The 23929-nt window shown below is 48.9% G+C and carries 22 protein-coding genes; 15 read left to right on the forward strand and 7 right to left on the reverse strand.

Annotated elements, in window-relative coordinates:
- Positions 1–81 precede the first annotated feature (81 nt).
- On the reverse strand, positions 82–357 hold the full coding sequence (locus tag DEH07_06205) for a MerR family DNA-binding transcriptional regulator (protein HBY04127.1): 276 nt from the start codon (positions 355–357) through the stop codon (positions 82–84).
- A gap of 484 nt (positions 358–841) precedes the next feature.
- On the opposite strand from DEH07_06205, the gene lysA reads away from it, so the two are divergent.
- The 4 genes from lysA (at position 842) to trpS (ending at position 6749) form a co-directional block, all read left to right on the forward strand.
- The gene (lysA, locus tag DEH07_06210) at positions 842–2191 is read left to right on the forward strand and encodes a diaminopimelate decarboxylase (protein HBY04128.1); all 1350 of its coding nucleotides are present in this window, start codon (positions 842–844) and stop codon (positions 2189–2191) included.
- Positions 2192–2471: 280 nt separating this feature from the next.
- Positions 2472–5084: a polynucleotide adenylyltransferase gene (locus DEH07_06215; protein ID HBY04129.1), complete on the forward strand. Its 2613-nt coding sequence runs from the start codon at positions 2472–2474 to the stop codon at positions 5082–5084.
- Between the two features lie 10 nt (positions 5085–5094).
- A complete protein-coding gene (locus DEH07_06220; protein HBY04130.1) occupies positions 5095–5724 on the forward strand; it encodes a site-2 protease family protein in 630 nt (209 codons plus the stop codon).
- A 38-nt stretch (positions 5725–5762) separates the two neighbouring features.
- Positions 5763–6749, forward strand: a complete 987-nt coding sequence (gene trpS, locus DEH07_06225; protein HBY04131.1) for a tryptophan--tRNA ligase — start codon at positions 5763–5765, stop codon at positions 6747–6749.
- A 203-nt stretch (positions 6750–6952) separates the two neighbouring features.
- Here trpS and DEH07_06230 read toward each other — a convergent pair whose 3' ends face one another.
- The 5 genes from DEH07_06230 to DEH07_06250 form a co-directional block, all read right to left on the reverse strand.
- A complete protein-coding gene (locus DEH07_06230) occupies positions 6953–7204 on the reverse strand; it encodes a hypothetical protein (GenBank protein HBY04132.1) in 252 nt (83 codons plus the stop codon).
- 2 nt (positions 7205–7206) lie between these two features.
- Positions 7207–8412: a hypothetical protein gene (locus tag DEH07_06235; protein ID HBY04133.1), complete on the reverse strand. Its 1206-nt coding sequence runs from the start codon at positions 8410–8412 to the stop codon at positions 7207–7209.
- On the reverse strand, positions 8409–9503 hold the full coding sequence (locus DEH07_06240; protein HBY04134.1) for a hypothetical protein: 1095 nt from the start codon (positions 9501–9503) through the stop codon (positions 8409–8411). The genes DEH07_06235 and DEH07_06240 overlap by 4 nt, the downstream gene beginning before the upstream one ends.
- A gap of 3 nt (positions 9504–9506) precedes the next feature.
- Positions 9507–11204: a spore germination protein gene (locus tag DEH07_06245; protein HBY04135.1), complete on the reverse strand. Its 1698-nt coding sequence runs from the start codon at positions 11202–11204 to the stop codon at positions 9507–9509.
- 161 nt (positions 11205–11365) lie between these two features.
- Entirely contained in the window at positions 11366–12061 is a 696-nt protein-coding gene (locus tag DEH07_06250) for a metal-dependent hydrolase (protein ID HBY04136.1), read from the reverse strand.
- Between the two features lie 253 nt (positions 12062–12314).
- Between DEH07_06250 and DEH07_06255 the strand changes: the two genes are divergently transcribed.
- The 9 genes from DEH07_06255 to DEH07_06295 all read left to right on the forward strand — a co-directional run bounded on the left by DEH07_06255 (position 12315) and on the right by DEH07_06295 (position 22061).
- Positions 12315–12761 (forward strand): 4-hydroxybenzoyl-CoA thioesterase, encoded by a 447-nt coding sequence (locus DEH07_06255; protein HBY04137.1) that lies wholly within the window; start codon positions 12315–12317, stop codon positions 12759–12761.
- A 52-nt stretch (positions 12762–12813) separates the two neighbouring features.
- On the forward strand, positions 12814–14565 hold the full coding sequence (locus tag DEH07_06260) for an AMP-dependent synthetase (protein ID HBY04138.1): 1752 nt from the start codon (positions 12814–12816) through the stop codon (positions 14563–14565).
- 45 nt (positions 14566–14610) lie between these two features.
- Positions 14611–15852 (forward strand): beta-ketoacyl-[acyl-carrier-protein] synthase II, encoded by a 1242-nt coding sequence (fabF, locus tag DEH07_06265; GenBank protein ID HBY04139.1) that lies wholly within the window; start codon positions 14611–14613, stop codon positions 15850–15852.
- Positions 15853–15950: 98 nt separating this feature from the next.
- Positions 15951–17093 carry an acyl-CoA dehydrogenase gene (locus DEH07_06270; GenBank protein ID HBY04140.1) on the forward strand — a complete coding sequence of 381 codons (1143 nt, stop codon included), beginning with the start codon at positions 15951–15953 and terminating at the stop codon, positions 17091–17093.
- A gap of 41 nt (positions 17094–17134) precedes the next feature.
- Positions 17135–17932, forward strand: coding sequence for an electron transfer flavoprotein subunit beta (locus DEH07_06275; protein HBY04141.1), 798 nt, complete (start codon positions 17135–17137; stop codon positions 17930–17932).
- Positions 17929–18930, forward strand: coding sequence for an electron transfer flavoprotein subunit alpha (locus DEH07_06280; protein HBY04142.1), 1002 nt, complete (start codon positions 17929–17931; stop codon positions 18928–18930). The genes DEH07_06275 and DEH07_06280 overlap by 4 nt, the downstream gene beginning before the upstream one ends.
- Positions 18931–19204: 274 nt before the next feature.
- Positions 19205–20347 carry a hypothetical protein gene (locus DEH07_06285; GenBank protein HBY04143.1) on the forward strand — a complete coding sequence of 381 codons (1143 nt, stop codon included), beginning with the start codon at positions 19205–19207 and terminating at the stop codon, positions 20345–20347.
- Positions 20348–20419: 72 nt separating this feature from the next.
- A complete protein-coding gene (locus tag DEH07_06290; GenBank protein ID HBY04144.1) occupies positions 20420–21271 on the forward strand; it encodes a hypothetical protein in 852 nt (283 codons plus the stop codon).
- A complete protein-coding gene (locus tag DEH07_06295; protein HBY04145.1) occupies positions 21264–22061 on the forward strand; it encodes a hypothetical protein in 798 nt (265 codons plus the stop codon). The genes DEH07_06290 and DEH07_06295 overlap by 8 nt, the downstream gene beginning before the upstream one ends.
- On the opposite strand, the gene DEH07_06300 is transcribed toward DEH07_06295, so the two are convergent.
- On the reverse strand, positions 22058–22711 hold the full coding sequence (locus tag DEH07_06300; GenBank protein HBY04146.1) for a hypothetical protein: 654 nt from the start codon (positions 22709–22711) through the stop codon (positions 22058–22060). The genes DEH07_06295 and DEH07_06300 overlap by 4 nt on opposite strands.
- Before the next feature lie 79 nt (positions 22712–22790).
- On the opposite strand from DEH07_06300, the gene DEH07_06305 reads away from it, so the two are divergent.
- Both DEH07_06305 and DEH07_06310 read left to right on the forward strand, forming a co-directional pair.
- Positions 22791–23345: a DUF4416 domain-containing protein gene (locus DEH07_06305; GenBank protein ID HBY04147.1), complete on the forward strand. Its 555-nt coding sequence runs from the start codon at positions 22791–22793 to the stop codon at positions 23343–23345.
- A 106-nt stretch (positions 23346–23451) separates the two neighbouring features.
- A complete protein-coding gene (locus tag DEH07_06310) occupies positions 23452–23865 on the forward strand; it encodes a hypothetical protein (GenBank protein ID HBY04148.1) in 414 nt (137 codons plus the stop codon).
- Positions 23866–23929 lie beyond the last annotated feature (64 nt).

A 23929-nucleotide genomic window follows, 5' to 3' on the forward strand; every position in this document is an offset into this window, starting at 1 on the left:
CAACAATATTGTCAAGGATATTTACAGCATATATGTAGTATATTTATACAGACTAATATGCTTTTCTTGATAAATGTGTTTTTAATCTTCATCCTCCAGGTTTATGCCGTACCGCTCTTCTATTTTCAGGATAATTTTTACTCCTGCCAGGTTGACGCACCTGGTTTGGGTAAGATACCGGATATGCCTGACCACAGTAATATCTTTTTGAGAGTAAAGACGGATGTTGCCCTCCGTCCTGGAGGGAGTAAGAAGGCCGAATTCCTCATAAATGCGCAGAGTTCGGGGGTGAACCTGAGCTAATCTGGCAGCAACACTGATTACATAAACAGGTTGATTATTATCTGTCTTGATCATTTTTTGCCCTCGCTTTTTAAGAAAAGTTCTTAATAAAAAGCATAAACTATAACAATGGCATTGTCAAGGTATGTAATCTTTCACAGTATACAGGAAACAGGAATCAAACCCGTCTGTCAATCCCTCTGTCTTGACGCGATGCTGCAGTCATGCTAAAATTAAGCTAATTTAAATAAAATTGCCTCATTTCACCAGGGGTGAGGTAGAGGAGCGGGCTGCAAGAGTAAGTTTGTCTTTTATATCCGGCAATGTGTTTAGGGCAAAAAGAAAGGGCATCCCGCCGAAGTCCGAAAGCTGCCGGGGTTTTTGGGCTGGGTCGGCGCCGAAAAGACGCCGGACTGTTACCGCGGCAAACAAACCTCATTGCCCGGTGGAGCGCTATCTCAGGTGGGAGGGAGGCTTGATTAATCAGTTTTTTAGCGGCCTTCCTGTAACGGGCCGCTTATTTATGTAAATCATGTTATAGCTGCAGGAGGAATTTCTAATGAGATTTCACGGGACTATGAATATAAACAGCCGGGGGCGGCTTGAAATTGGCGGATGCGATACAGTTGAACTGGCACAAAGGTTCGGAACACCGCTGTATGTCCTTGACGAGCGTTTATTCAGGCAGAACTGCCGTGATTATTACCGGTCTTTTACTGCGGAGTACGGCTCAGGCGTTATTTATGCCGCAAAAGCCCTGCTCACCTTAAGCGTTTGCCGAATGGTCGAGGAAGAGGGTCTGGGTCTTGATCTTGTTTCCGGGGGAGAACTGTACACCGCTGTTCAGGCAGGATTTCCAATGGGACGTGTATATTTTCACGGAAACAACAAATCGCCTGAAGAAATAAGGTTTGCCCTTAAATCCGGTGTCGGCCGGTTTGTAGTCGACAATATATATGAACTTGAACTTTTAGATTATCTGTCTGGTGAGAATAAGCTCAAAGCACAGGTTATCCTGCGTCTTACGCCGGGTATTGAGGCGCACACGCACGAGTACATTAAAACGGGGCAGATTGACAGCAAGTTCGGTCTGGTGATTGAAAACGGCCAGGCCCTGTCAGCTATAGAAAGAGCGTTGTCAAAGGAGAATATCACCCTTTTGGGGCTGCATTGCCACATCGGATCGCAAATCTTTGAGCTGGATTCTTATAATCACAGTGCTTCAGTGATGATGGATTTTTGTGCCAGTGTTTATAAAGATACCGGTTGGATGGCCAGGGAACTTAACCTTGGCGGAGGCCTTGGAATCTTTTATTCTGGTGAGGATAGACCGCCGCAGGTAAGGGAATATGCTGACAACATAATGAGGATTATTGATGAAAAAGCCCGCCTGTCAGGGCTGGCAACTCCCAGGGTAATAGTAGAACCCGGTCGTTCCATCTGCGGCCCGGCGGGGACAACTCTCTATACAGTTGGAGCAATCAAAGAAATACCCGGGATACGCACTTATGTTGCGGTTGACGGCGGGATGGGAGATAACCCGCGTCCGGCCCTTTACCAGGCTCGTTATGAGGCCTGCCTGGCTAATAAAATTACACAGGATCCAGTTCAACTGGTGTCAGTAGCCGGGAAGTGCTGTGAATCGGGAGACATGCTGATCTGGGATATAAAACTTCCCATTGTTGAGGCTGGTGATATTATGGCAGTTAGCTGCACGGGAGCATATAATTACGCCATGTCCATGAATTACAACCGCCTCCCCAGGCCTGCTATGGTGATGGTTAATGACGGGATTACCGACCTTATCCTGGAAAGGGAATCGTATGAAGATATCATAAGCCATGACCGGATGCCTGATAGGCTGGTCAAAAAAGGCGGGCAGTTGAAAAACATTGCCTCGGCAGGATGAGAAAATTAAATAGATAATTGGATAATTGGCTGGTTTTACCAGATGCAAAGAATAGTGTATAATTAGATGGTGAGATATCCATGCTGCCGAAGCAGCGCCGGCTAAAGGATGAAAATTCGCCAGGTAAAGGGAGGACAATGCCTTAAATGCGATTTTGAGCCTTCATTCAAAGAACGAGAGAAGAACGAGAGAACCGTCCCCCTGTATTTTTTAATGATGCCTTTGTTGTCAAGAGAACCGTCCCCTTGTGTTAACGAATAAATAGTGAGGTTCCCGCGGATTGGAAATTATAACCACGCACAGTAAGACAGACCTTGACGCATTTGCTTCGATGGTAGCGGCGCAAAAGATCTATCCTATGGCCCTGCCTGTCTTTTCCGGCAAGCATTCACCCAATGTGGAAGAATTTATTTCTCTGCATAAGGACATACTGGATTTTTACACGGTCAGGGATATAGATCTTTCGAAGGTCAGCAGGGTAATTATTGTCGACACGAAGAACCCCAGGCGGCTGGACAAGTTGGCCGATGCGTTTAAACCCGGAGTTGAGATCCATATTTACGACCATCACCCCTGGGTAAACGGTGACCTACATGGAGATCTGGAAGTGGTTGAAATGGTCGGCGCCACAACGACCCTGCTGATCGAAAAAATACGCGGGCAGGGTGTGCCAATCACTGCGCTTGAAGCCACGATTCTTGCCCTTGGCATATATGAGGATACCGGTGCGCTGACTTTTACTAGCACTACGGCCAGAGATGTGCAGGCAGTTGCTTTTTTATTGGAAAAGGGCGCCAATCTTGGAGTAGTAGCCGGTTTCCTGGGCAGGCCGTTCACCCAGGAGCAAAAAAACCTGTTGAAGAAACTGCTGCTATCGGCTGATCACCATCAAATAAACGGTTTTAATATCTTAACCTACAATGCCGAGGCGCCTGAATTTATAGTCGGCCTGGATATTCTGACCCATACACTTTCAAAAATCGAACAGCCCGATGCGATTTTTACAGTTGTCAAAATGGAAGATCGCGTTTATATAGTCGCCAGAAGCAATGTGTTCCAGATTAACGCAGGGGAAATACTTGCCTGCCTGGGCGGGGGCGGCCATGCGGGGGCAGCCTCGGCTGTTTTAAAAGGCTCTGAAATCAATGAGGTTATGGAAAAGCTGCTGGCTTTTATGAGGGAGAAAGTCCGCCCGCCTCTTACCTGCCGCGGAATCATGTCCAGTCCGGTTAAAACTATCGGTCCGAACACTCCGATCAGCGAGGCCGGACAGGTGATGCTCCGGTACGGTCACAGCGGCCTTCCGGTAGTAAGGGAAAAGCAGCTCCTGGGTGTCATTTCACGGCGTGATGTTGAAAAAGCCATCCGCCATGGCCTCGGCCATGCTCCTGTAAAAGGTTTTATGACAAACAGGTTGATTTCTGTACATCCGGATATGCCGGTATCTGAAGTAAGGGAATTGATGATTGAACATGACATCGGCAGGGTCCCGGTAGTAGAAGGTGGTTTTTTGGTTGGAATTGTTTCGCGTTCCGATGTGCTGCAGACCCTGCATGGGAAAATACCGTCCCGGTATCAGGTGATGTATTCTTCGTCCCTGCCGGTTCACCCGGCCAATGTAAAGGGAACCCTTGATGCGTTTTTACCCCCTTTTATCCGGGAACTGTTATACAAGGCCGGCGAACTCGGCGACAGATTCGGCTGCCAGGTTTATGCCGCCGGGGGTATTGTGCGCGATATTTTGCTTAAAACCGTAAACCTTGACGTGGATCTGGTTGTTGAGGGGGACGGTATTGCGCTGGCCTCTGCGCTGGGTGAATTTTACGGTGTGCGGGTCAGGGCGCACAGGCAGTTTGGGACAGCCCAACTAATCTTTTCCGAGGATTTTAAGGTGGATGTGGCAACGGCAAGGGTGGAATATTACGAGTATCCCGCCGCTCTGCCCAAAGTGGAAAGCTCGACACTGCACCAGGACCTTTACCGGCGCGATTTCACAATTAACGCCATGGCGATATATCTTGATCAGGAGCGCTTCGGAGAATTGGTCGATTATTTCGGGGGACGGCAGGATCTTCTGGGCGGTCAGATCCGCGTGCTGTACAACTTGAGCTTCATTGAGGATCCAACGCGCATTTTAAGAGCTGTGAGGTTCGAGCAGCGCTATAATTTTTTCATCGAATCCCAGACTTTAAGGTTCCTTGTGGAAGCAGTGGATCAACAGGTGTTAAAAATGGTCTCTTCGGAACGTGTCTGGGAGGAAATAAAACATATCTTTTCCGAACAGCGATCGGGTGAGATGCTGGCCCGCCTGGATAACCTGGGGGTCTGGCCATTTATTTTTCCTGAAGTGCCCTACCGGGAAGTTGAACCCGCCCTTAAAGATATAGGGTATTCTCTGGAAAAACTTCGGGAATGGGATATTTACGTTCCTTCCAAGAGATGGCTTTGCTATCTGATTGCCGTTATGCACAGGCTTGATCCGGAAACTGCCCGGATCATTTGCGGAAGGTATCATCTTAGAAAGCGTCTGACGGAAAACGTTGTAGCCTCCATAACCGGCTGCCCGGCTATTCTGTCGGGGGTCCGGAATAGTTACAATAAAGAAAACGTTGGCAAACTCGCCAAGCTGATTTTGGAAATACCCCGTGAAGCTTATCCGCTGCTGGTTGCTCTTGCGGCCGGGGAGAGAATGCGCGATCAATTGCGCAGCCTTCTGGAATTTGTTCTCAAAAGCCGTCCGAGCATAGACGGGAAGTTTATTAAGGGTTTGGGATACCGCCCCGGGCCAATCTTTCGCCGTACAATCGACGCCGTATGGCAGGCCCGCCTGGAGGGCAGGGTAAAGAGCAGGGAGGACGAAGAGGCTTTTGTCCGGCAATACCTGAATCAATAGGGGGGTTGTAATGTTTAATTTTCCGACTCTTTATGATATAGCAATTTTGCTTCCGGCAGTCGTAATCGGCCTTACTTTTCACGAGTATGCCCACGGCTGGGCTGCCGACCGGCTCGGCGACAGGACGGCCCGCTACATGGGACGCCTGACCTTAAACCCGGTTGCCCACATTGATGTAGTCGGGCTGATCATGATTTTTATTGCTGGATTCGGTTGGGCAAAGCCCGTACCGGTCAACCCCCTGAACCTGGTTGGTGATATGCGCCGGAGTTTGATGCTGGTTTCACTGGCAGGGCCTGCTACAAACCTGCTGATTGCCGTATTGGGAGCAGTTCTCCTTGGGCTGGGAGGTTGGAAAATACCTTACGGCAATGAAATTTTCAACAAGATTATTTTACTCAATCTGGTTCTGGCAATTTTCAACCTTATCCCGGTGCCGCCCCTGGATGGTTCGAAAATACTGGCCGGGCTTTTGCCAGGACGGCAGGAATGGCTTTCCGCCATTGAAAATTACGGAACGCTGATTTTGATCCTGCTTCTGTTTACCGGGGTGGTCGGTTTTATAATCAGGCCGATAATCATACCGTTGTATAATTTGTTAATCGTACTGGCGCAGGGACTGTCGCAAGTAATATCTTAAAATAATAAAAAGATTTTAAACTGGGAAAGGAGATATCAATGCAGAGCAAGGGAAGGATTTTAAGCGGGATGAGGCCGACCGGCAGGCTGCACATCGGTCATTTAAACGTGCTGGAATACTGGGTTAATTTACAGAATGAATACGACTGCTTCTTTTTTATCGCTGATTTACATGCCCTGACGACCGCTTTTGATGAAACCGGTTTTATCCGGGAGAATACAAAGGAGATGGTTGCGGACTGGCTGGCGGCGGGCCTCGATCCTGAAAAGAGCGTGCTCTTCGTGCAATCCAGCATCCCCGAGCACTGCGAACTCCACCTGTTGTTTTCGATGTTTACGCCGCTTAGCTGGCTGGAACGGGTGCCTACTTATAAAGATCAGATCAACCAGTTTAAAGAACAGGGTAAAGATATTATGACCTACGGCTTTTTAGGTTACCCCCTGCTGCAGGCGGCTGATATTCTAATGTACCGGGCCAATGCCGTGCCCGTTGGCGAGGACCAGGCGCCCCACGTTGAATTTACCAGGGAGGTGGCCAGGCGGTTTAATTATCTGTACAGGCCAGTTTTCCCCGAGCCGCAGACGAAATTGGCCAGGATACCGACTCTCCCCGGAATAGACGGCAGGAAAATGAGCAAAAGTTATGCCAACGATATCGGCATGACGGCAGCCGTCGATGAGTTGAAAGGGAAAGTAAACGGCATGATTACCGATCCTGCCCGGATTCATAAAACCGATCCCGGGCGCCCGGAGGTCTGTACTGTTTACAAGTACCACGGTTTTTACAGCACTGATAAAATTGTCTCAATAGAGGAAGACTGCCTGGCCGGAAAAATCGGCTGTGTGGCCTGCAAGCGTTCCCTGGCCGATAATATTGAGTCAAGACTGGCGCCGATTAGGGAAAGGCGGTCTGAAATCATGGGCAGAAGAGGCTATCTTGAAGATGTGATCAGGGAGGGAAATAAAAAAGCGAAAGTTCAGGCTGCCGAAACAATGAGCCTTGTGCGGGAAGCGATGGGGATTTAAGATTTTACCGTTGTTTCTTGCAGCGGGAAATTTGTCCATGGTATACTATTTTATGTCAGGCCGATAGTATAAACGGCCGGGCCTTATCAGGCAGCGGTGTTATCCGCGGGCCGTCATCTTGGCCATACAAGATGACGGCCCTGCGGAATATTTATTTTTAGGGGTAAATAAATGAATGAAAAACAAAGGATAACTATTATTGATCATTCACCCGGTATTCCTGTAAGAAGCCAGCGGATATAGAAACCGGAGAGTCTAAAAAGCAGGTCGGCCGGGTTGGGTAGGCTGGCCTCCATAATCAGGGCAACGCTGAGCGCCGCGGCAAAAAGCATAAATAAGGAAAAGGCGGTAAAATCCCTCCACTGCTTGTTTTTAACCAGCGGGCGCGACCGCAGCCAGTAGGCAATGCCGATGGCAATGACTGCAAAGAATGCCCAAATAATATTTATGGTCATAGCTAACCACCTGCTTTTCCTTTTTCGAATACCGGCCTTGATGTTTCAAGCCCGGTATTCCTCACCGTAACCTTGACGCTGAGGCGGATTTCGGCTCCGGCAAACTCCTCGTCCCAGCGGGGGCCTACTTCTGGCCACATTTTTCTGTATTTTTTGCGGTAGGTTTCGCCGAAGCCGAAAATATCGGTTTCGTATTCTCCCTGCGCTTTTACGACAGCGGCCCGGACAAGTCTTTCAACTTCCCCGGAAGCCTTTTCCTCGATTATTTTCAGGACTTTCATATCGTAGATATCTTCATGGCCCTTCTGGGCAAGGATATTGCCAAGTAAATTGATTTCTATAAAGATTTTAAGGTTGTTTCCTTCCTGAACGGGATCGGCCCGGGTTGTCCACCTGAGCGTCTGGAAGGAAACTTCTTTTTTTTCTTCAAGTCCGGGTGTAATAAAAACTAAACTTTTCGGCTTTGTATGAAAGTTGCGAAGAAAGTCAAATCCTTTGGTTTCTTCCGGGCTTAAAAAACCCTTCAGCCTGTCGTTTTTAAAAACAGCCAGGCCTTCTATGCCGGGGACGGGTTCCTGCAGCGCCCTGCTTTGCGCTCCCGCAACCAGATCCTTTTTCACCAGAGTGATTGACGGCGTTGCCGGATTGCTGCCGCTCCTGTACATATCCCGGAGAAAGGGGACAATTTCCACGCCTATCCCGTTGATAGTCATCAGCTTGTCTATGGTTTGCGAATTGGTCCTTTCCAGTACCGGTCTGCCTTTTTCAAAGATTTCCCGCGCGTCCCCTTTAGAGATCAATGCCCAAGAAGCCTCTCTGGGCTGAAAATTACGGTAAAGAAAATTTAGCACTTCGCGTAAACCCTGCTCGGCTGCAGTTTTTCCGAAAATGATTACAAGGTTGTGCCCCCAGAAGATTGTCCGGGAAACCCGCTCGCTAATTTTGCTCTGGGCTTCGGGAATAGTTCTTCCTTTCTCGCTGACTACGTAGTAAGTACCCGTACCGGCGGAGGAACCCACTGCCCCGCCGCTTAACGGGCAGATGCCGGAGGGGATGGCCATCTCCAGGGTCAAAATTACATCACCGTCAGGCGCCTTGTCGATGCCGCAGCCAAGGACGGTGGCTATGGAATTGAGTTCTTTTAAATCCCAACACCCGCCGGTAAAAAGCAGGGCAAACAGCAGAAGACAGATAATTAACTTCTTCATGACTTGCTCCCTTTCCCGGTAACCATAGCCCAGAGAAGAAAGATAAAAGGGCCTAAGAAAAGGTATCCCAACCCGTACGGCCCGCTCCAGACGTAACCCGCAAAATTATAAAGGTGCACCATACTGGGGTGCAGCAAAAGAGAAAAGCAGATCAACAATATGCCGAACGGTATGACAAGGCTCTGGTAGTCTTTCATCCCGATCAGCTGTGCAGCGCCCAGGGAGACTGTCCACTGGTAAAGGGCAATCTTTATAATTGAACCGGCAATCCAGACGACCATGATTAAAAGTTCCGTCCTTTCCAGAAAACCGGCCAGGTGGATCATCCTCGCTCCGTACAGGACGGGCGCCAGAGTATGGGCCGACAGGCTGGGACCGAGGATGGCCATTATTCCGAAGGCAATCAGTTCAAATACAAAAAAGCTGATCAGAAGGCTTTTTGAGCATGTCCAAAGGACTCCCCTGGACTTGTCCAGGAAAGGGAGCAGGACGGAAATTTCTATTACTTGGACAAACCAGAACATGGGCGCCAGGGACCCTTTAACAACAGGGACTATCCCGTTTTCAAAAACAGGGGTTAAATTGACCAGGTTCATTTCGCTGGCAGACAGTATAAACAGGATAACAACTATACCAATAATAAAGGGGATTATCATTAGGGAAACCCGGCCTATGTTCTCTATCCTGTTATGCGCGATGTAAGTACTCAGGAGGGCAAAAACTATAATAAAGGCAACAATGGGAGTTCTGGGCATGAAACCGGCGGTTATCAAACCGGAAATCTCGCGCAGGGCGTCGCAGGCAAAGTTAAACCATCCCCAGATATAATAAGCCGCCACAATCAATCCGAAATAACGGCCGAAGATGATCAGAAACACCTGGAAGAGCGTTTTCCCGGGAAAGCGGCTGCTTAAGGTTACCCAGAGCCAGGCGCTTAAAAGCCCCCCGGCAAGCGCAATTATATTTGACATCCAGGCGTCCTGCCGGGCAAGCAGGAATGTTGCGGAAGGGGCGAAAAGGAGGCCTTCGGAGATGAAGTTGATTATCAGAAGCGCCAGTGCCTGCCTTTGGTCAATTACTTCTGTTTTCATCTTCTAAGATTCCTCCCGGCTGGGCGGGCTGGACGGGGGCTGCGGTTTCTGGCCGGGGGCCTCCCGCTGCAGATTGCCGGTTAAAAGGTAGGGCCTTTTCCGCATAGCCCACCAGGGGACGCGGATAATTGTATCCTGCTGCGCGTTAACGCTCAGGGGCGCAACCGGGTACAGGTAAGGCACTCCGAATGAGCGCAGGCTGGTCAGGTGGAAGATCATCAGTAAAATCATGATCACGAGACCGGGCAGACCCAGTATCGAAGCGCTGATGAACATAGGAAAGCGGATCAGCCGAAAGATAATCGTCGACGAGTACAGGAAAGAGAAGGAAGCAATCGCGGCGATCGCGATGATGATCACCGTTGCCGCAGACACTATTCCCGCACGCACGCTAGCCTCGCCGAGCACGACGGCGCCTACTATGCTTACCGTCTGGCCCAGGGGCTGGGGCATGCGCAGGCCGGCCTCGCGCAGGATTTCAAAAGTCACTTCCATTAAAAAGACTTCCACAAACAGGGGAAAGGGCACCGCCTCCCTCTGGGCTGTAAAGCTTAGCAGAAGCGAAGTGGGTATCAATTCGGGATGGTATGTTGAAAGCGCGATATACAAAGCGGAACCTGAGATGCTCAGGAAAAAGTTGAAAAGGCGCAGGATTCTCACCACACTGGAAAATATGTAGCGCTGGTAGTAGTCTTCGGTGTTCTGGAAGTATTCAATAAAAAGAGCCGGGACGGTCATTATCGAGGGAGTGCCGTCAAGGATAATGGCCACGCGTCCTTCCATCAGCTTGGCGGCGACCTTGTCCACCCGGTCGCTGTGAAAGACAGTCGGAAAGGGGCTGTAGGGGCTGTCTTCGATAAATTCCTCGATCTGTCCTCCTTCCAGCGCCCCGTCGATGTCAATCCTGGACAACCTTTTTTTAACCTCATCAACAATGTCCGGATCGACTATGCCCTCAATGTAGGCTACGGCCAGATCGGTTCTGTTTACTCTCCCTATTTTGGATGTTTCGACTTTTAAGGCAGGGTTTTTGATTCTCCGCCGCAGGAGCGAGGTGTTGGTAAAAAGGTCCTCTACGAAAGACTCACGTGAGCCGCGTACAGAGCGGTCCCAGGGTGAATCGGTGATATCCCTGGTTTTATAACCCCTGGTATCCAAGATCAGGGCTTTTGAAGAGCCTTCCACAAGCAGGACGGCTTCTCCGGAAAGAAGATGATCAACAATAGTTTCCACCTGGGCCGTTTCTTCAGTTTCAGTAACAGCGGCGCCGCTGTTCTTAATATATTCAAAAGCTTGTTCGATAGTAATCTTGTCGCCGGCTGCCGGTTCCCCGAATTTTGTTTTCAGCGGGATCAGGATCTCCCGGCTCAGGCGTTCGCTGCTGGAGAGCGCGTCCACGCAAATGAGGGCAAGGCGGATTTCCCTGTTTTGCCCCAGGTTAAATTCGTGAAAAATGACGTCGTCGCAGTTCTTAAAAACCGCCTTGAGCGAAGGGATATCTTTTTGCAGAGAACCTGTCAGGGACAGGTTCAGCCAGTCCGGCTGCATGACGGAGGAACTGATCTCCGGCAGCGGCTCTTGGTGCGCCAGGTTTTGCGCGCTGTTCCGCCCGAGATTACTCAGACCGCCGGTGCTTTGCTGCGCTGTATTTTTTGGGTTACCTTTTTTGGAGGACCGGCTTTTCCAGCGGATTCTGAACAAGGTATATTCCTTTCTGATAAAGAAATGCCTGTTCAGCTAGTATTTGTATTTTATGCCGGAATATGTAGTTTAAGAGAAGTTAAAGAAGTAAAAGCCTTCCTTCCAGGTTTCTTCCGGAGAAAGGCTTTCTAAGGAGAAAAAGAGGTTTTAAATAAAATTTTCTATGTGGTGTATTCCTGCCCAGGCGAGAGTATGACCACTTCGGCTTCCGGAACTTCTTTTTTGACCATATCGGCAAAAATACCGGCGTCCTGAACCAGAATGGGGAAAGTTTTATAGTGCATGGGAATAACCTTTTTAGCGCCTAAAAGCTTAACAGCCATAGTTGCCTGCTTCGGGTCCATCGTAAAGACTCCGCCGATGGGCAGCAGGGCCAGGTCCATCGGGTAAAGGTCACCGAGAGTGACCATGGAGGCGAAGACGCCTGTGTCACCCGCATGGTAAATCGTGCAGCCGTTTTCCAGCCTGATTATGTACCCCACCGGGCTGGCTGACTCGGACGAGTGGAAAGCTTGAGTCATGGTTACTGAAATACCGTCAACCTCCGCCGTGGCGCCAATGTTCATACCCATTCCATAGAAGATTACCTGCTGCTCAGGCACTCCGGCGGCCTTCAGCTTGCCTGCCGTCTCAACTGCCGCAATCAGCGTAGCGCCGGTCTTCTGGACGATCTGGACGGCGTTGGTTATGTGGTCGAAATGATCGTGGGTGACCAGCACCAGGTTCGCCGCGGTTATGTCGTTCACGCCGCAGGCAGCCGCAGGGTTTCCTTCCAGCCAGGGATCAATAATGATTATCTTGCCGCTGCCGGATGTAATTTTAAAGCAGGCATGTCCTAACCACTGAACTTTAGCCATGTATTAACATCTCCTTTTAGAATTAAAATTTGGTAATCTTGAATAATATTACTATAACAATAAAACCCCTCTTTCATCCTCCCTTCTAATCTTCTATTAAATAATTCTATTTATTTGGTAAAATTTCCTGCCGGTTAATATTTCGGGTTTCTTCGTATTTTACTTTTTTTTGCCAATATGCTAACCTATAATATATAAAAAAGGAAGAGCCCTGAAAAAGCTTACTTTGATATTTGCACTGCCGGAGGATTGGATGATGAATTTGGACGCTAAAAAAGTATTCTGTCAGAAAGAAATGGAAGTTGGCTGGGGGGATTGTGACGCAGCAGGGATTACTTACTATGCAAAGTACTTCGACTGGTTTTCCTACGGCCGGATCGAACTGTTTAAAAAAATAGGACTGCCCTACCTGGCCTGTTTTCACGAGCAGGGAATTTCACTGGTTACTGTGGAGGCTTTCTGCCTGTACAAGCAGTCTCTTAAGCCAGAGCAGGAAATAATTTTGGAAACCTGGCTATCCAGCTTAACCCGCGCCAGGATGGAGTTTAGGTACCGAGTGTTCAGAAAGGAGGACGGAATTCTGGCCGCTGAGGGTATGACCGCTCATGCTTATGTCGATGCCAAGATCAAACCCTTTGATCTTAAGAAAAGATATCCCACGCTCTGGGAAAAGCTCAGCCTTGCGGCGCTGAAAGATTAGCCCTGGGGTAAAGGCGCCGTTCATAAATCAATGAAAGGGGCCGGTTAAAGCAATGGCGGATCTCGATCAGCGAATTCGTTACTTGACTGATGAGTACCCGGAATGGACGCGCAGGACGATAGCCGGGCATTTTGACCATGCAGCAGAATTGTTTGCAGACAGAATTTTTATCTGCACTCCGGATCGGGAATACACTTACGCCGAAATACAGAAAAGTTCCCAACTGGTGGCCAAAGGGCTGCTCTTTCTTGGCCTAAGGCCCAGGGATCATGTGGCCATGCTGGTTGGGAATTATCCGGAATTTATTATTTTCAAACTTGCCCTGTCCAGGATTGGAGCGGTTGCAGTGCCTTTAAACATGCTGCTGACGGAAAGGGAGATTTCTTTTTTCCTTGAAGACTCCGATGCTGTCGCAATTATGTTTAACGACCGTCTGGGCAGGCAGGATTATATCAAAATTATGAGAGGTCTGTTCCCCGAAGCTCTTGAATCAGATGAAACAGTAAGTACTCCTCTCTTTTCCCGTTTTCCGAAGATTAGGAATTTAATCTGTTTTTCGCCTATAGGAGAAAGCTACCCGGGGTTTCTTAGCTTCAACAGTTTATACGACCTTGCCGCCCTCGTGCAGGATGAGGAATTGAGCAGGGCTCAGGAAGCTAACTGCTATCCCGACGATATCTTTGATATCATGTACACGTCCGGAACGACGGCGCTGCCCAAGGGGGCTATGCTCAGCCACGACATGTGTTTGCGCGGCGTGTACGCCACCTGTGTAACCAGGGCAACCAAGAACGGAACGCGTTTTTATTCCGCGCTGCCCTTTTACCATATTTTTGCCTGGAATTATGTGATTTTAGCAGCCAGTTTTGTGGGCGGAGCTGTGATTTCCCACCCGCAGTTCGTGATCAGCCAGGCGTTTGAACTAATGGAGAAGTACGGCGCCAATGAAATAATCTGCGTTCCGTCAATGCTGCTTCCCCTAGTTAATTATCCGGAAGTGGACAGATTTAATCTTGAACAGTTAACCTCTGTTCTCTGCGGCGCTACCCCGGCGCCCCTGCCCCTGTGGCGGAGAGCGAAGGAAGTCCTGCAGCTGGATAACCTGGCTACTGGCTACGGGTTAACCGAGGGCGGTGGTATGATTACCGTGAGTTACCCGGGTGAGTCGGAAAAATCGGTTGCCACACGCATAGGCCGGATGATGGCGCCCAACTGCAGCGGGCTGCCGGAGTTTGGCTGGCAAAATCATCAGCTCAAGGTAGTTGACCCGGTAAGTTTGAAGGAGCTTCCACGAGGTGTGGAGGGCGAGCTTGTCTGCCGGGGGAACGTGGTCATCAGGGGTTACTACAAACGGCCCGGGATAAATGCGGAAACAATAGATAAAGACGGCTGGCTGAGGACGGGCGACCTGGTCATCTGGCACGAAGACGGTTTTTTTCAGTTTACCGGCCGGAGTAAGGAAATTTACAAGACCCACGGTGAGAATGTTGTTCCAAAGGAAATTGAGGAAGTGCTCAGCACCTACCCGAAGGTCAACCAGGTTTACCTTGTTGGAATTCCATATCCCGTGGCGGGTGACGTGGGCGCCGCTTTTATAGAACTCAAACCTGGCGAAAAGGCCACCAGGAGGGAAATTATCAGCTACTGTAAGAAGAACATGGCAAAATTCAAAATACCGCGTTATGTGTTTTTTATTGAGGCCAGCGAACTTCCTTTTACGGCCGCCGGCAAGATAAAAAAATACAAGCTTGTCGAGTATGCCGGGAAACTTTTAAAGGAAAGAGATCAGGCCGATCCGGAATAAACTATAAAAAAACTATAAAAACAAAGCCAAAGGGGTGAATTGTCTTTGAAACAGAGAGTGGTAATTACAGGTATGGGGGCGGTTACACCAATTGGTATTGGTTTGGAAGAATACTGGGAAAACCTTAAAAACGGAAAATGCGGAGTTGGGATGATTACACGGTTTGACACATCCGGATTACCCTGCCGGATAGGCGCCGAAGTGAAGGACTTTATACCCGAGAACTTTATGCCCAAAAAGCTGGTGCGGGAAACGGAGACTTTTATGCGCTTTGGCCTCGCTTCTGTCAAAATGGCTCTTGAGCACAGCGGCCTTAACATGGAGAAAGAGGATTCTTTCCGTGTAGGAATAATTCTGGGTACGGCTTTCGGCGGTATTCCGGCCATAACTGAAGCGCAGGATAAGATCAGCAGGACGGGATCGGTCCGGATGAGCCCGCATTTCATACCCAGAATGCTTGGCAATATCGCCGCTACTCACGCCGCCATTACTTATGGTTTTAAAGGGCCGGCTCTTACTGTAAGCACAGCCTGCGCCTCCGGAGGGGATGCGGCGGGCCTAGCTTCCATGCTCCTTGGACAGGGCGAGGCTGATGTAATTATTGCGGTGGGCGCGGAATCCCTGTTCTGCGCGGTGGTAATGGGCGGCCTATATGCTGCGAGAGCGGTGTCAGTACACAACGATGAACCTGAAAAAGCCTGCCGGCCTTTTGACTTTAAACGTGATGGACTGGTTTTAGGTGAAGGAGCGGGAGCAGTTGTTATGGAAACGCTGGACCATGCTCTGCAAAGGGGCGCTTTCATACAGGCAGAGGTTTTAGGTTACGCAAACCTGGGTGAGGGTTACCACACCACTGCTCCTGCCCCGGACGGATTCGGGGAAATCCGCTGCATGCGGATGGCATTGGAGAAGGCTCAAGTAGCGCCCGAAGAAATAGATTATATTAATGCTCACGGAACCTCGACTCCTCTTGGAGACCGGGTTGAGACAATGTCCATCAAATCTGTTTTTGGTTCCCATGCGGGTATGATTCCTGTGAGTTCCTGCAAGGGCGCCACAGGGCATTTAGTGGGCGCGGGCGGAATTACCGAACTTATTGCCTGCGTCAAGGCAATCCGGGAAGGAATTGTCCCTCCTACGATAAACTACGAAGAACCGGATCCCGAATGCGATCTAGATTATGTCCCGAACCGGGCTAAAAAGGCCCCGGTAAGGACCGCCATGTCCAACTCGTTTGGCTTCGGCGGTCAAAATGCCTGTCTTATCGTAAGACAATTCTCCTCATAATGGTTCCTTTGAGCAGGAAAAAAATAAAAAATAATCGAATAATAAATTAATGATTACCTTTTTTAAAGAACAGTGTCTTTCATAGGAGGGGGTTCTTTATGGATTTTCAACCTACCGTCCAGCAGGATCTTTTACGTAAGGCTGTCAGACAATTTGCTGAAGATGAAATTGCTCCGTTAGTTAATGAAATGGAAATAACCGACAATACCCCGACTGATCTGGTCAGAAAAATGGGGGAGCAGGGCTTTATGGGTGTGACCATCCCTGTGGAGTATGGCGGTACGGGCATGGGCCATTTAGCCCGGATGATCATGGTTGAAGAGGTCGGACGGATCTCGGCGGGAATAGCTATGGCGCTGCAGGTTATGCAGATGGGCGCCGGTATGGTCATTGATTTGGGAAGCCTGGCACAGAAGGCCGAATATTCACCTTTACTGGCCCAGGGCAAAATACTGATTGCGCCGGCGATCACGGAGTCCAGCGGGGGGTCGGATCTGGAAGGGCTTTCCACACGTGCTGTAGACGAAGGCGACTATTACAGCCTCACCGGGCGTAAGGTCTTTATTACGAACTCCCATATTTCCGAGTTGGCGGTAATCGTAGCGAAAAATGAAGGAGGAGCTAAAAGGGACTTCAGCGCCTTTCTTATTAAAAACGGGACAGAAGGTTTCCGCCGCGGCAGGGTGGAAAGAAAGATCGGTTTTCACGGCTGCATTACAGGGGAACTGATTATGGAAAACTGCCGGATTCCCAAAGAAAACCTTTTTGGTGAAAAAGGCCGGGGGCTGGCAATTGCATTGGAGGGAATCAATAATTATGGAAGAATGGGCATGGTGGGTATCGCCCTTGGCTTAATGCAGGCTTCGCTGGAAGCTTCCGTTAAGTTCGCCCAGGAAAGGGTCCTTTACGGCAAACCGATCAGCAACCTCGCCCCGATCCAGTTTAAGATTGCCGAAATATACGCCGACCTTGAAGCCAGCCGTTTCCTGGCTTATAATGCAGCCTGGCTGATTGATCATAAGAAAAAATCTGATACCCAGGTGTCCAGCGCAAAGTTTTTTTCTACAGAGGCTGCCCTTCAGTGCACGCGCAAGGCGATGGATATTTACGGGGCATACGGCTGCATGAAAGATTATCCGTTGGAGAGATACTGCCGGGATGCCCAGTTGCTTGTCCCCGCCGACGGCACAAATGATATCATGAGGGTAATTGCCGGGCGGAACCTGGCGATGAAGAAATAAATTATAAAAACTTAAAAATGCTTAGAGGGTGGGGAGATTAGGTGCAGGTTGCGGTCTGTGTCAAGATGGTTCCGGTTCCGGAACAGTGGTCACAAATAACTTTCCGTGAAGACGGAAGCCTTCAACGCGAGGGTATTGAACTGATTATCAACCCTGTGGACAGAAATGCTCTGGAAGAAGCCTTGAAAATAAGACAGGACCAGGGAGGTACTGTAGCAGTTTTTTCGATGGGACCCACGTCCTGCCTTGAACACCTGAGGGAGGCCCTGGCCATGGGAGCAGACAGGGCTTTTTTATTGAGCGGCCGGAATTTTGCCGGCGCAGATACACTGGCCACTTCAAAGGTGCTGGCTGCGGGGATTAGAAAAGAAATGCCTGACTTTGATCTGGTTGTTTGCGGTTCCGCAAGTATAGACAGCGGAACTGCCCAGGTCGGTCCCCAACTGGCGGCCCATCTTGGAGCCGCTCACCTCACAGAAGCTTTTTCGATCAGTGCCGTGGAGCAAAATTATTTTCAAGTCAAGACGGCTGCAAGTCATGGTCATTACGTAACCAGTCTTAAATCCCCTGTAGTAATCTCGGTTACCCAACAGATTAACAAGCCGCGCATCCCCACTTTATTCAATATTATGGCTTCATGCAGCAAGGAGATTATTATTTTATCATCGGCAGAACTAAGCCTTTCGAAATCGGAAAGCGGGCTGGAAGGTTCGCCGACTAAAGTGCAGGAATTATTTTTCCCCCCTGCCAAACGGCTGGCCAGGATATTGGAGGGTTCCATAGAAGACAGGGTTGAAGAACTGTTTAAACAACCGGGAGTGGCAGGTGTGTTTAAATGATTGGTGATATTGAAGGAAAAGAAAGTCTCTGGGTTTTTATTGAGCAATATAAAGGCGCCCCCAAACAGGTCAGCCTGGAACTGATTGCTAAAGCCCGTATGCTTGCCGATAAGTTCAGCCTTCGTGTCGCCGCTCTGTTAATCGGGGACAATGTAAGCACTGCTTCTTCTGTATTGATCAGCGCCGGCGCAGACACCGTATTCCTTCTGGAACATCCTCTTTTAGGGCGATACAGGAGCGACTTTTACGCGCCTGTTATTTTAGACCTGATCAGGAAAGGAAAACCCGGGGTGGTAATTTTCGGAGCGACTCCTATAGGCCGGGATCTTGCTCCTGCGGTGGCGGCTCTGGCGGGAACGGGGTGTACGGCTGATTGTGTAGATCTTGAACTTACCGAAAACGGCGCCCTGCTTCAGACGGTCCCTGCGTTTGGCGGCCGTATGATGGCTGTAATCGTTACTCCCGAGCAGAGGCCGCAAATTGCTACTGTGCGCCCCGGGGTTTTTCAGCAGGCCTGGTTTCCGGAGCACGACGGCAGGGTGGTCAGTATCTTGCCCGAATTGCCGCCGGCGAAGTTTGACCTGGTCGAGTTTGTTGAGGAAAGTATTCAGCCTTCGCTTTTGACTTCCGCACGCGTTGTCGTCGCCGGCGGGGCTGGTGTTGACTCCCGTGAAGGATGGGAACTGCTGCGCGAATTGACAGGAGTCTTGCAGGCAGCGTTGGGCGGAAGCCGTCCGGCGCTGGACAACGGCTGGATTGAGGAAAGCCAGATGATCGGGCACAGCGGCTCCACTATCCGTCCCGATCTCTATATCGCCGTCGGTATTTCAGGAGATGTTTTGCACATGGTAGGCGTGCAGGATGCCAAAGTAATCGTTGCCGTAAACAGCGATTCCAGAGCGCCTGTATTCAGCCGTTCGGACTATGGAATTGTTGGAGACTACCGTGAGGTAGTACCTGTACTTATTAACACATTGAAAAAGAAACAACGTTTCTAATATTAGACATTCATGCAGAAAGTTCATCAGCAAGGGAGGCCAAAGTCTTAAGTGCGATTTTGAGCCTTAATTCAAAGAACGAGAGAACCCGGGGATAAGCGAGGTTACTGTTTGAGACGCATAGCGCCGGGTTAAAACCTTAGCCCGAGGGTGAACGAGTTCGTACAAGCATAAGAGGCGATTATTAAGCACGTAGACAGTTGACCTCCCTAATGTAAACTAATTTTCAGAGTAGGATAGTTGGTTGATCTACGAAAGAGGGGAAGACATAAAGTTGGATTTTAGTCTTAATACGCAGCAGGAGATGCTCAAAAAAACCGTCCGGCAATTTGCGGAAGAAGAGATTGCTCCGCTGATTGACGAAATGGAGCTAAACGATCAGACGCCCCCGGAACTGGTCAGGAAAATGGGAGAGCAGGGATTCTTTGGAGTTACTGTACCCCTTGAATACGGGGGTACGGGAATGGGTCACGTCGCCCGGGTGATTATGCTGGAAGAGATTGCCCGGATTTCCGCGGCAATAGCAATGTCCCTGCAGGTGCTGCAGATTGGCGTCGGTATGATGATGGAGATGGGAACCAGCGAACAAAAGAATAGGTATTTCCCGGCTCTTGCCCAGGGTAAAATCTTAATAACTCCGGCATTTACGGAATCAAGCGGGGGATCGGACCTGGAAGGCATGTCCACAAAGGTTTCCGATAAGGGTGAATACTATAGTATAGATGGGCGTAAAGTATTTATTACCAACTCTCATATTGCGGATGTCGTAATCATTGTAGCAAAGCATGAGGAAACAAAAAAGTTCGGAGCTTTTCTGGTTGAGAAGGGAGAGAAAGGTTTCCGTCCGGGTCGGGTTGAGAAAAAAATCGGATTATTTGGTTGTTACAATGGTGAAATAATTTTAGATAACTGCCAGGCGCCGAAACAAAATCTGTTTGGCGAAAAAGGCAGGGGATTGGCTGTAGCCCTAAGAGGAATAAGCAATTACGGCAGGACCGGTATGGCAGGTTCCGCACTGGGCTTGATGCAGGCTTCCCTGGAGGCTGCCATAAAATTTGCGCAGGAAAGAACACTTTATGGGAAGGCGATCAGCAATCTTGCTCCAATCCAGTTTAAGATCGCTGAAATATACGCTGAACTGGAAGCAAGCAGGCTGATGGCGTATTATACCGCCTGGCTTATCGAGCAGGGCAGTAAAATGTCGGATACCCAGGCCGCGGCAACCAAATTTTTTACCACTGAAGCTTCCCTGCGCTGTACACGCAGGACTATGGACATTTACGGGGCCTACGGATGTATAAAAGACTACCCCATAGAGAGATATTACAGGGATGCCCAGCTTTTAATATCCGCTGACGGTACAAGCGATATAAAAAGGATCATAGTTGGCCGCAACTTAACTTCGAAAAAAAGTTAAACAGGGAAAGAAGGGATTAAGATTACAGATAAACTGAAGTTTTCAAAAAGACCCAAGGTCAACGATCCCTATATGATTGCCGCCTGGCCTGGGATTGGCAACATCGGTTTGATTGCGGTGAATTACTTAAAAAATAAGCTGGAAGCCGAAGAAATCGGTGAAATTGAATCCTGGCGCCATTTCTATCCGAAAGAAATTCTGGTTAGAGACGGTATTGTCCAGGGAATGGATTTTCCAGCAAACAAGTTTTACCATAAAAAAGCAGGACGGGAACTGATTTTTTTCCTGGGCGAATCCCAACCTTCCGGTGAAGATGAGATATACGAGATAGCCAACCTGGTAATTGACGCGGCAGAGGAATTCGGTTGTAAAATGCTTTATACTGCGGGAGCGGCGGTTGCGCCGGTCCATCATACCTCGACGCCCAGGGTTTGGGCCATTCCTAATAAAGAGGAACTCATTGAACAAGCCAGGAGTTATCCGAACACAATCGCGATGAGTGATATCGGAGGGCGGGAAGGAAGGGGGAATATTACCGGGCTTAATGGCGTATTAATCGGCGTGGCGAAGAGAAGAAACCTGGACGGCATCTGCCTGCTTGGTGAAATCCCTATTTATATAGCTCATTTCCCCGGGCACATAATTTTATATCCGAAAGCCTCAAAATCAATTCTTGATGTTTTATCCTTTAGTTTGAAGGTTGAATTTGACCGGACAAATATTGATCTATATTCAAAAAATGTGGAAAAAGAGATAGATCATCTTTATAATGAACTGTCTCTGCCCATCCGGAGTGAGCTGGATAAATTAAAATATGTAAATTACATCAAGCGGGCTGATCCCGGCCCGATAACCGAGGACGAAACGGAAAAAATCATCAAGGAAGTGGAAGATTTTTTCAGGGAGGGGGGAAAACATGGTTAAAGTGAAAGCATTCCCCAAACACAAAGCGCCTGTTTTAGTTTCCGGCTGGAGCCCTGATGCCGGCGAAACAGGTTGGCAGGTTGTTGATTTTATCAGTAAACGCCTGTCGGCCAGGGAATTTGCGGATATTGAACCGACCGGATTCTTCACTTTAGGCGGGGTTGATATAAAAGATAACATTTGCATGTTTCCGGAAAGCAGATTTTTTTCTTCCGAAGAAAAAGACCTGATCTTTTTTAAGAGCAATTCTCCGTCTGCAAAGGGTTATCAGCTTTTAAACCTTACTCTTGATGTTGCTAAAAGTTTTAATGTGCAGGGAGTTTACACTGTGGGCGGGATGCTTTCCATGATGCCCCATACGACAAGTCCGCGAGAAGTCGTTGCTATATTCAATTCGCCGCGTTTAAAGGCTGATCTCGCCGCCTATGATCTGAAAATGGATCTTGATTATCGCGGGACGCCTTCGATGAACGGGTTTCTTTTGTGGGTAGCCGAAAAAAGGGATCTTCCGGCGGCTGGTTTTCTGGTAAATGTGCCTTTTTATCTGGCTGACAGGGTTGATCCAAGGGCGAGCAAAGCCGTTTTGGAATTCTTTAATTTGAGATTCGGACTGGGCATGGACCTTGGCGTACTTGACCGCGAGATTGAGATTCAGGACAGAAAAATAGAAAGAATAAGGAAAAACAATTCTTTTTTTGATCAGCAGATGACCAAACTGGAAAGTAAAATGGAGCTTTCCCATGAAGAGATGGAAAGCTTGCTGGACGAGTTAAACAGGTTTATGGACTAACTTTTGGATAAAGGGAACAGGGCGCTTTTTTTTTTGCCGCTGGCTGATAAAACGTCCAGCATCCTCAATGCTTTACCGGCGCCCAGAGCTACACATGAAAGCGGGTCTCCGGCAATGAGAACCTTGATTCCGGTATGCCTGCTCAAGAGGGTGTCTATTCCTTTGAGTAAGGAACCGCCGCCTGTTAAGGTAATCCCTTTTTCAACAACATCCGCCGCCAGTTCCGGCGGTGTGTTCTCCAGAACTTCTTTAACAGCCTCTATTATTGCCTCCAGCGGTTCCTGAATGGCTTCATGGGTATGATAATCGTATACCAGCATCGCTCTTGGGAGGCCGTTGATTAAACTTCTTCCGTGTACTTCCATATACCTGTTGGAGATTAATTCCTCATCGGCGATACCTATTTCCATCTTGATTTTTTCGCTGGTGCGTTCTCCGACATTCAGGTTTAGGCGCTTACGGATATACCTGGCGATTGCCTCATCAAATTTATCGCCGCCTACGCGCAGGCTTTTACTGCAAACGATTCCGTTCAGGGAAAGAACGGCGATGTCAGTTGTGCCCCCGCCGATATCTACAACCATGGTCCCGGACGGCGCTGAAATATTTAAGCCCGCGCCAAGGGCCGCCGCAACAGGTTCCTTGATAATGTAAGTCCGTCCTAATTAAACAGTGGTATTAATTTTTGGAAAAATTAAAAAAGGTATTTTTAGGCGAGGAGGCGCTTAGATGGGTCAAGTAAGGGAAGTGCAGCCTGTAAAAATCCTGGCAGGGCTACTTTCCCGGGATGTATCATTGTTTGAAACCGTTAAATTTGAACTGGAAAGAGAGTGGGGGCCGGTTGACCAGCAAAGTGAACTGGTGGAGTTTAATTTCACCAGGTATTACGAACAAGAGTTGGGCAGTGACCTCAAACGTTTGTTTATAAGCTTTGCCGGACTTGCCGATCCCGGCCGTCTTCCCGAAATGAAACTGCTTGCCAACCATATCGAAGATAAGCTGGCAGTTGACGGCCGGCGCAGGGTGAATATTGATCCTGGTTACATTACCCCGGCAAGGCTGATCCTGGCCACGACCAAGGATCACGCCCACAGGGTCTACCTGGGCAGGGGTATCTATGGCGACCTCACCTTGATTTATTCGCATTCGCAGGGCAGTTTCAAACCTTTGCCCTGGACGTATCCCGACTACTGCAGCGAGGAGTACGCGGCTTACTTCAAACGTGTGCGCGAGTTGTGCCGGGAACAGCTCCGTATTTCAGCCTCCATCATTTTCAAGCGGTGATTTCTAGTTGACTGTTAACTGCGCTTGACAAGCTATGACTGAGTTGTTAAACTTATGTTTAACTAAATAATTATCTAAAAAAACAAAAAAAAGGGAGGAGTAGTTCTTGGCAGAACAGGTTGTATTTCATCCGGATATCCTTAAAATCCCTGAGGGAGGGGAAAAGCCGTACTTAGTTGCCTATAAATGCTCGTGTGGTTCGGCATGGTTCCCCAAGTTGCCGTTTTGCCCGAATTGTTGGTCAGACAAGCTGGAGCCGATGCCGCTCAGCAAGACAGGAAAACTTTATACCTATACAATAGTTGCTATCCCACAGCCGGGTCTTCAAGCCCCGTTAGCTTATGGATTTGTTAATTTCCCGGAGGGTGTGAGCGTCTGCGCCCAGATTGATGTTACAGGCGACCTTGAAACGATTCAAAAAGCGCTCCATGTCGATATGGATGTTGAAGTGACAGCGGGAGTTATCCGCAAGGATAAAGATGGAAACGAGACCATCAGCTACAGGTTTAAGCCGATTTAAGAGGATTTTAAATTTAAGAGAATTTTAATGCAATATCAAAAAGTCAATAACAAACATAGCTAAT

It is taken from the genome of Desulfotomaculum sp. (assembly GCA_003513005.1).
Lineage (GTDB): Bacteria > Bacillota > Desulfotomaculia > Desulfotomaculales > Nap2-2B > 46-80.

What these genes read in the sequence shown, in the direction of transcription:
- DEH07_06205 (HBY04127.1), bottom strand. Translation starts at nt 357, where the DNA reads ATGATCAAGACAGATAATAATCAACCTGTTTATGTAATCAGTGTTGCT.
- DEH07_06255 (HBY04137.1), top strand. Translation starts at nt 12,315, where the DNA reads ATGATGAATTTGGACGCTAAAAAAGTATTCTGTCAGAAAGAAATGGAA.
- DEH07_06230 (HBY04132.1), bottom strand. Translation starts at nt 7,204, where the DNA reads ATGACCATAAATATTATTTGGGCATTCTTTGCAGTCATTGCCATCGGC.
- DEH07_06235 (HBY04133.1), bottom strand. Translation starts at nt 8,412, where the DNA reads ATGAAGAAGTTAATTATCTGTCTTCTGCTGTTTGCCCTGCTTTTTACC.
- DEH07_06250 (HBY04136.1), bottom strand. Translation starts at nt 12,061, where the DNA reads ATGGCTAAAGTTCAGTGGTTAGGACATGCCTGCTTTAAAATTACATCC.
- DEH07_06240 (HBY04134.1), bottom strand. Translation starts at nt 9,503, where the DNA reads ATGAAAACAGAAGTAATTGACCAAAGGCAGGCACTGGCGCTTCTGATA.
- lysA (HBY04128.1), top strand. Translation starts at nt 842, where the DNA reads ATGAGATTTCACGGGACTATGAATATAAACAGCCGGGGGCGGCTTGAA.
- DEH07_06270 (HBY04140.1), top strand. Translation starts at nt 15,951, where the DNA reads ATGGATTTTCAACCTACCGTCCAGCAGGATCTTTTACGTAAGGCTGTC.
- DEH07_06280 (HBY04142.1), top strand. Translation starts at nt 17,929, where the DNA reads ATGATTGGTGATATTGAAGGAAAAGAAAGTCTCTGGGTTTTTATTGAG.
- trpS (HBY04131.1), top strand. Translation starts at nt 5,763, where the DNA reads ATGCAGAGCAAGGGAAGGATTTTAAGCGGGATGAGGCCGACCGGCAGG.
- DEH07_06220 (HBY04130.1), top strand. Translation starts at nt 5,095, where the DNA reads ATGTTTAATTTTCCGACTCTTTATGATATAGCAATTTTGCTTCCGGCA.
- DEH07_06305 (HBY04147.1), top strand. Translation starts at nt 22,791, where the DNA reads ATGGGTCAAGTAAGGGAAGTGCAGCCTGTAAAAATCCTGGCAGGGCTA.
- DEH07_06290 (HBY04144.1), top strand. Translation starts at nt 20,420, where the DNA reads ATGATTGCCGCCTGGCCTGGGATTGGCAACATCGGTTTGATTGCGGTG.
- DEH07_06295 (HBY04145.1), top strand. Translation starts at nt 21,264, where the DNA reads ATGGTTAAAGTGAAAGCATTCCCCAAACACAAAGCGCCTGTTTTAGTT.
- DEH07_06260 (HBY04138.1), top strand. Translation starts at nt 12,814, where the DNA reads ATGGCGGATCTCGATCAGCGAATTCGTTACTTGACTGATGAGTACCCG.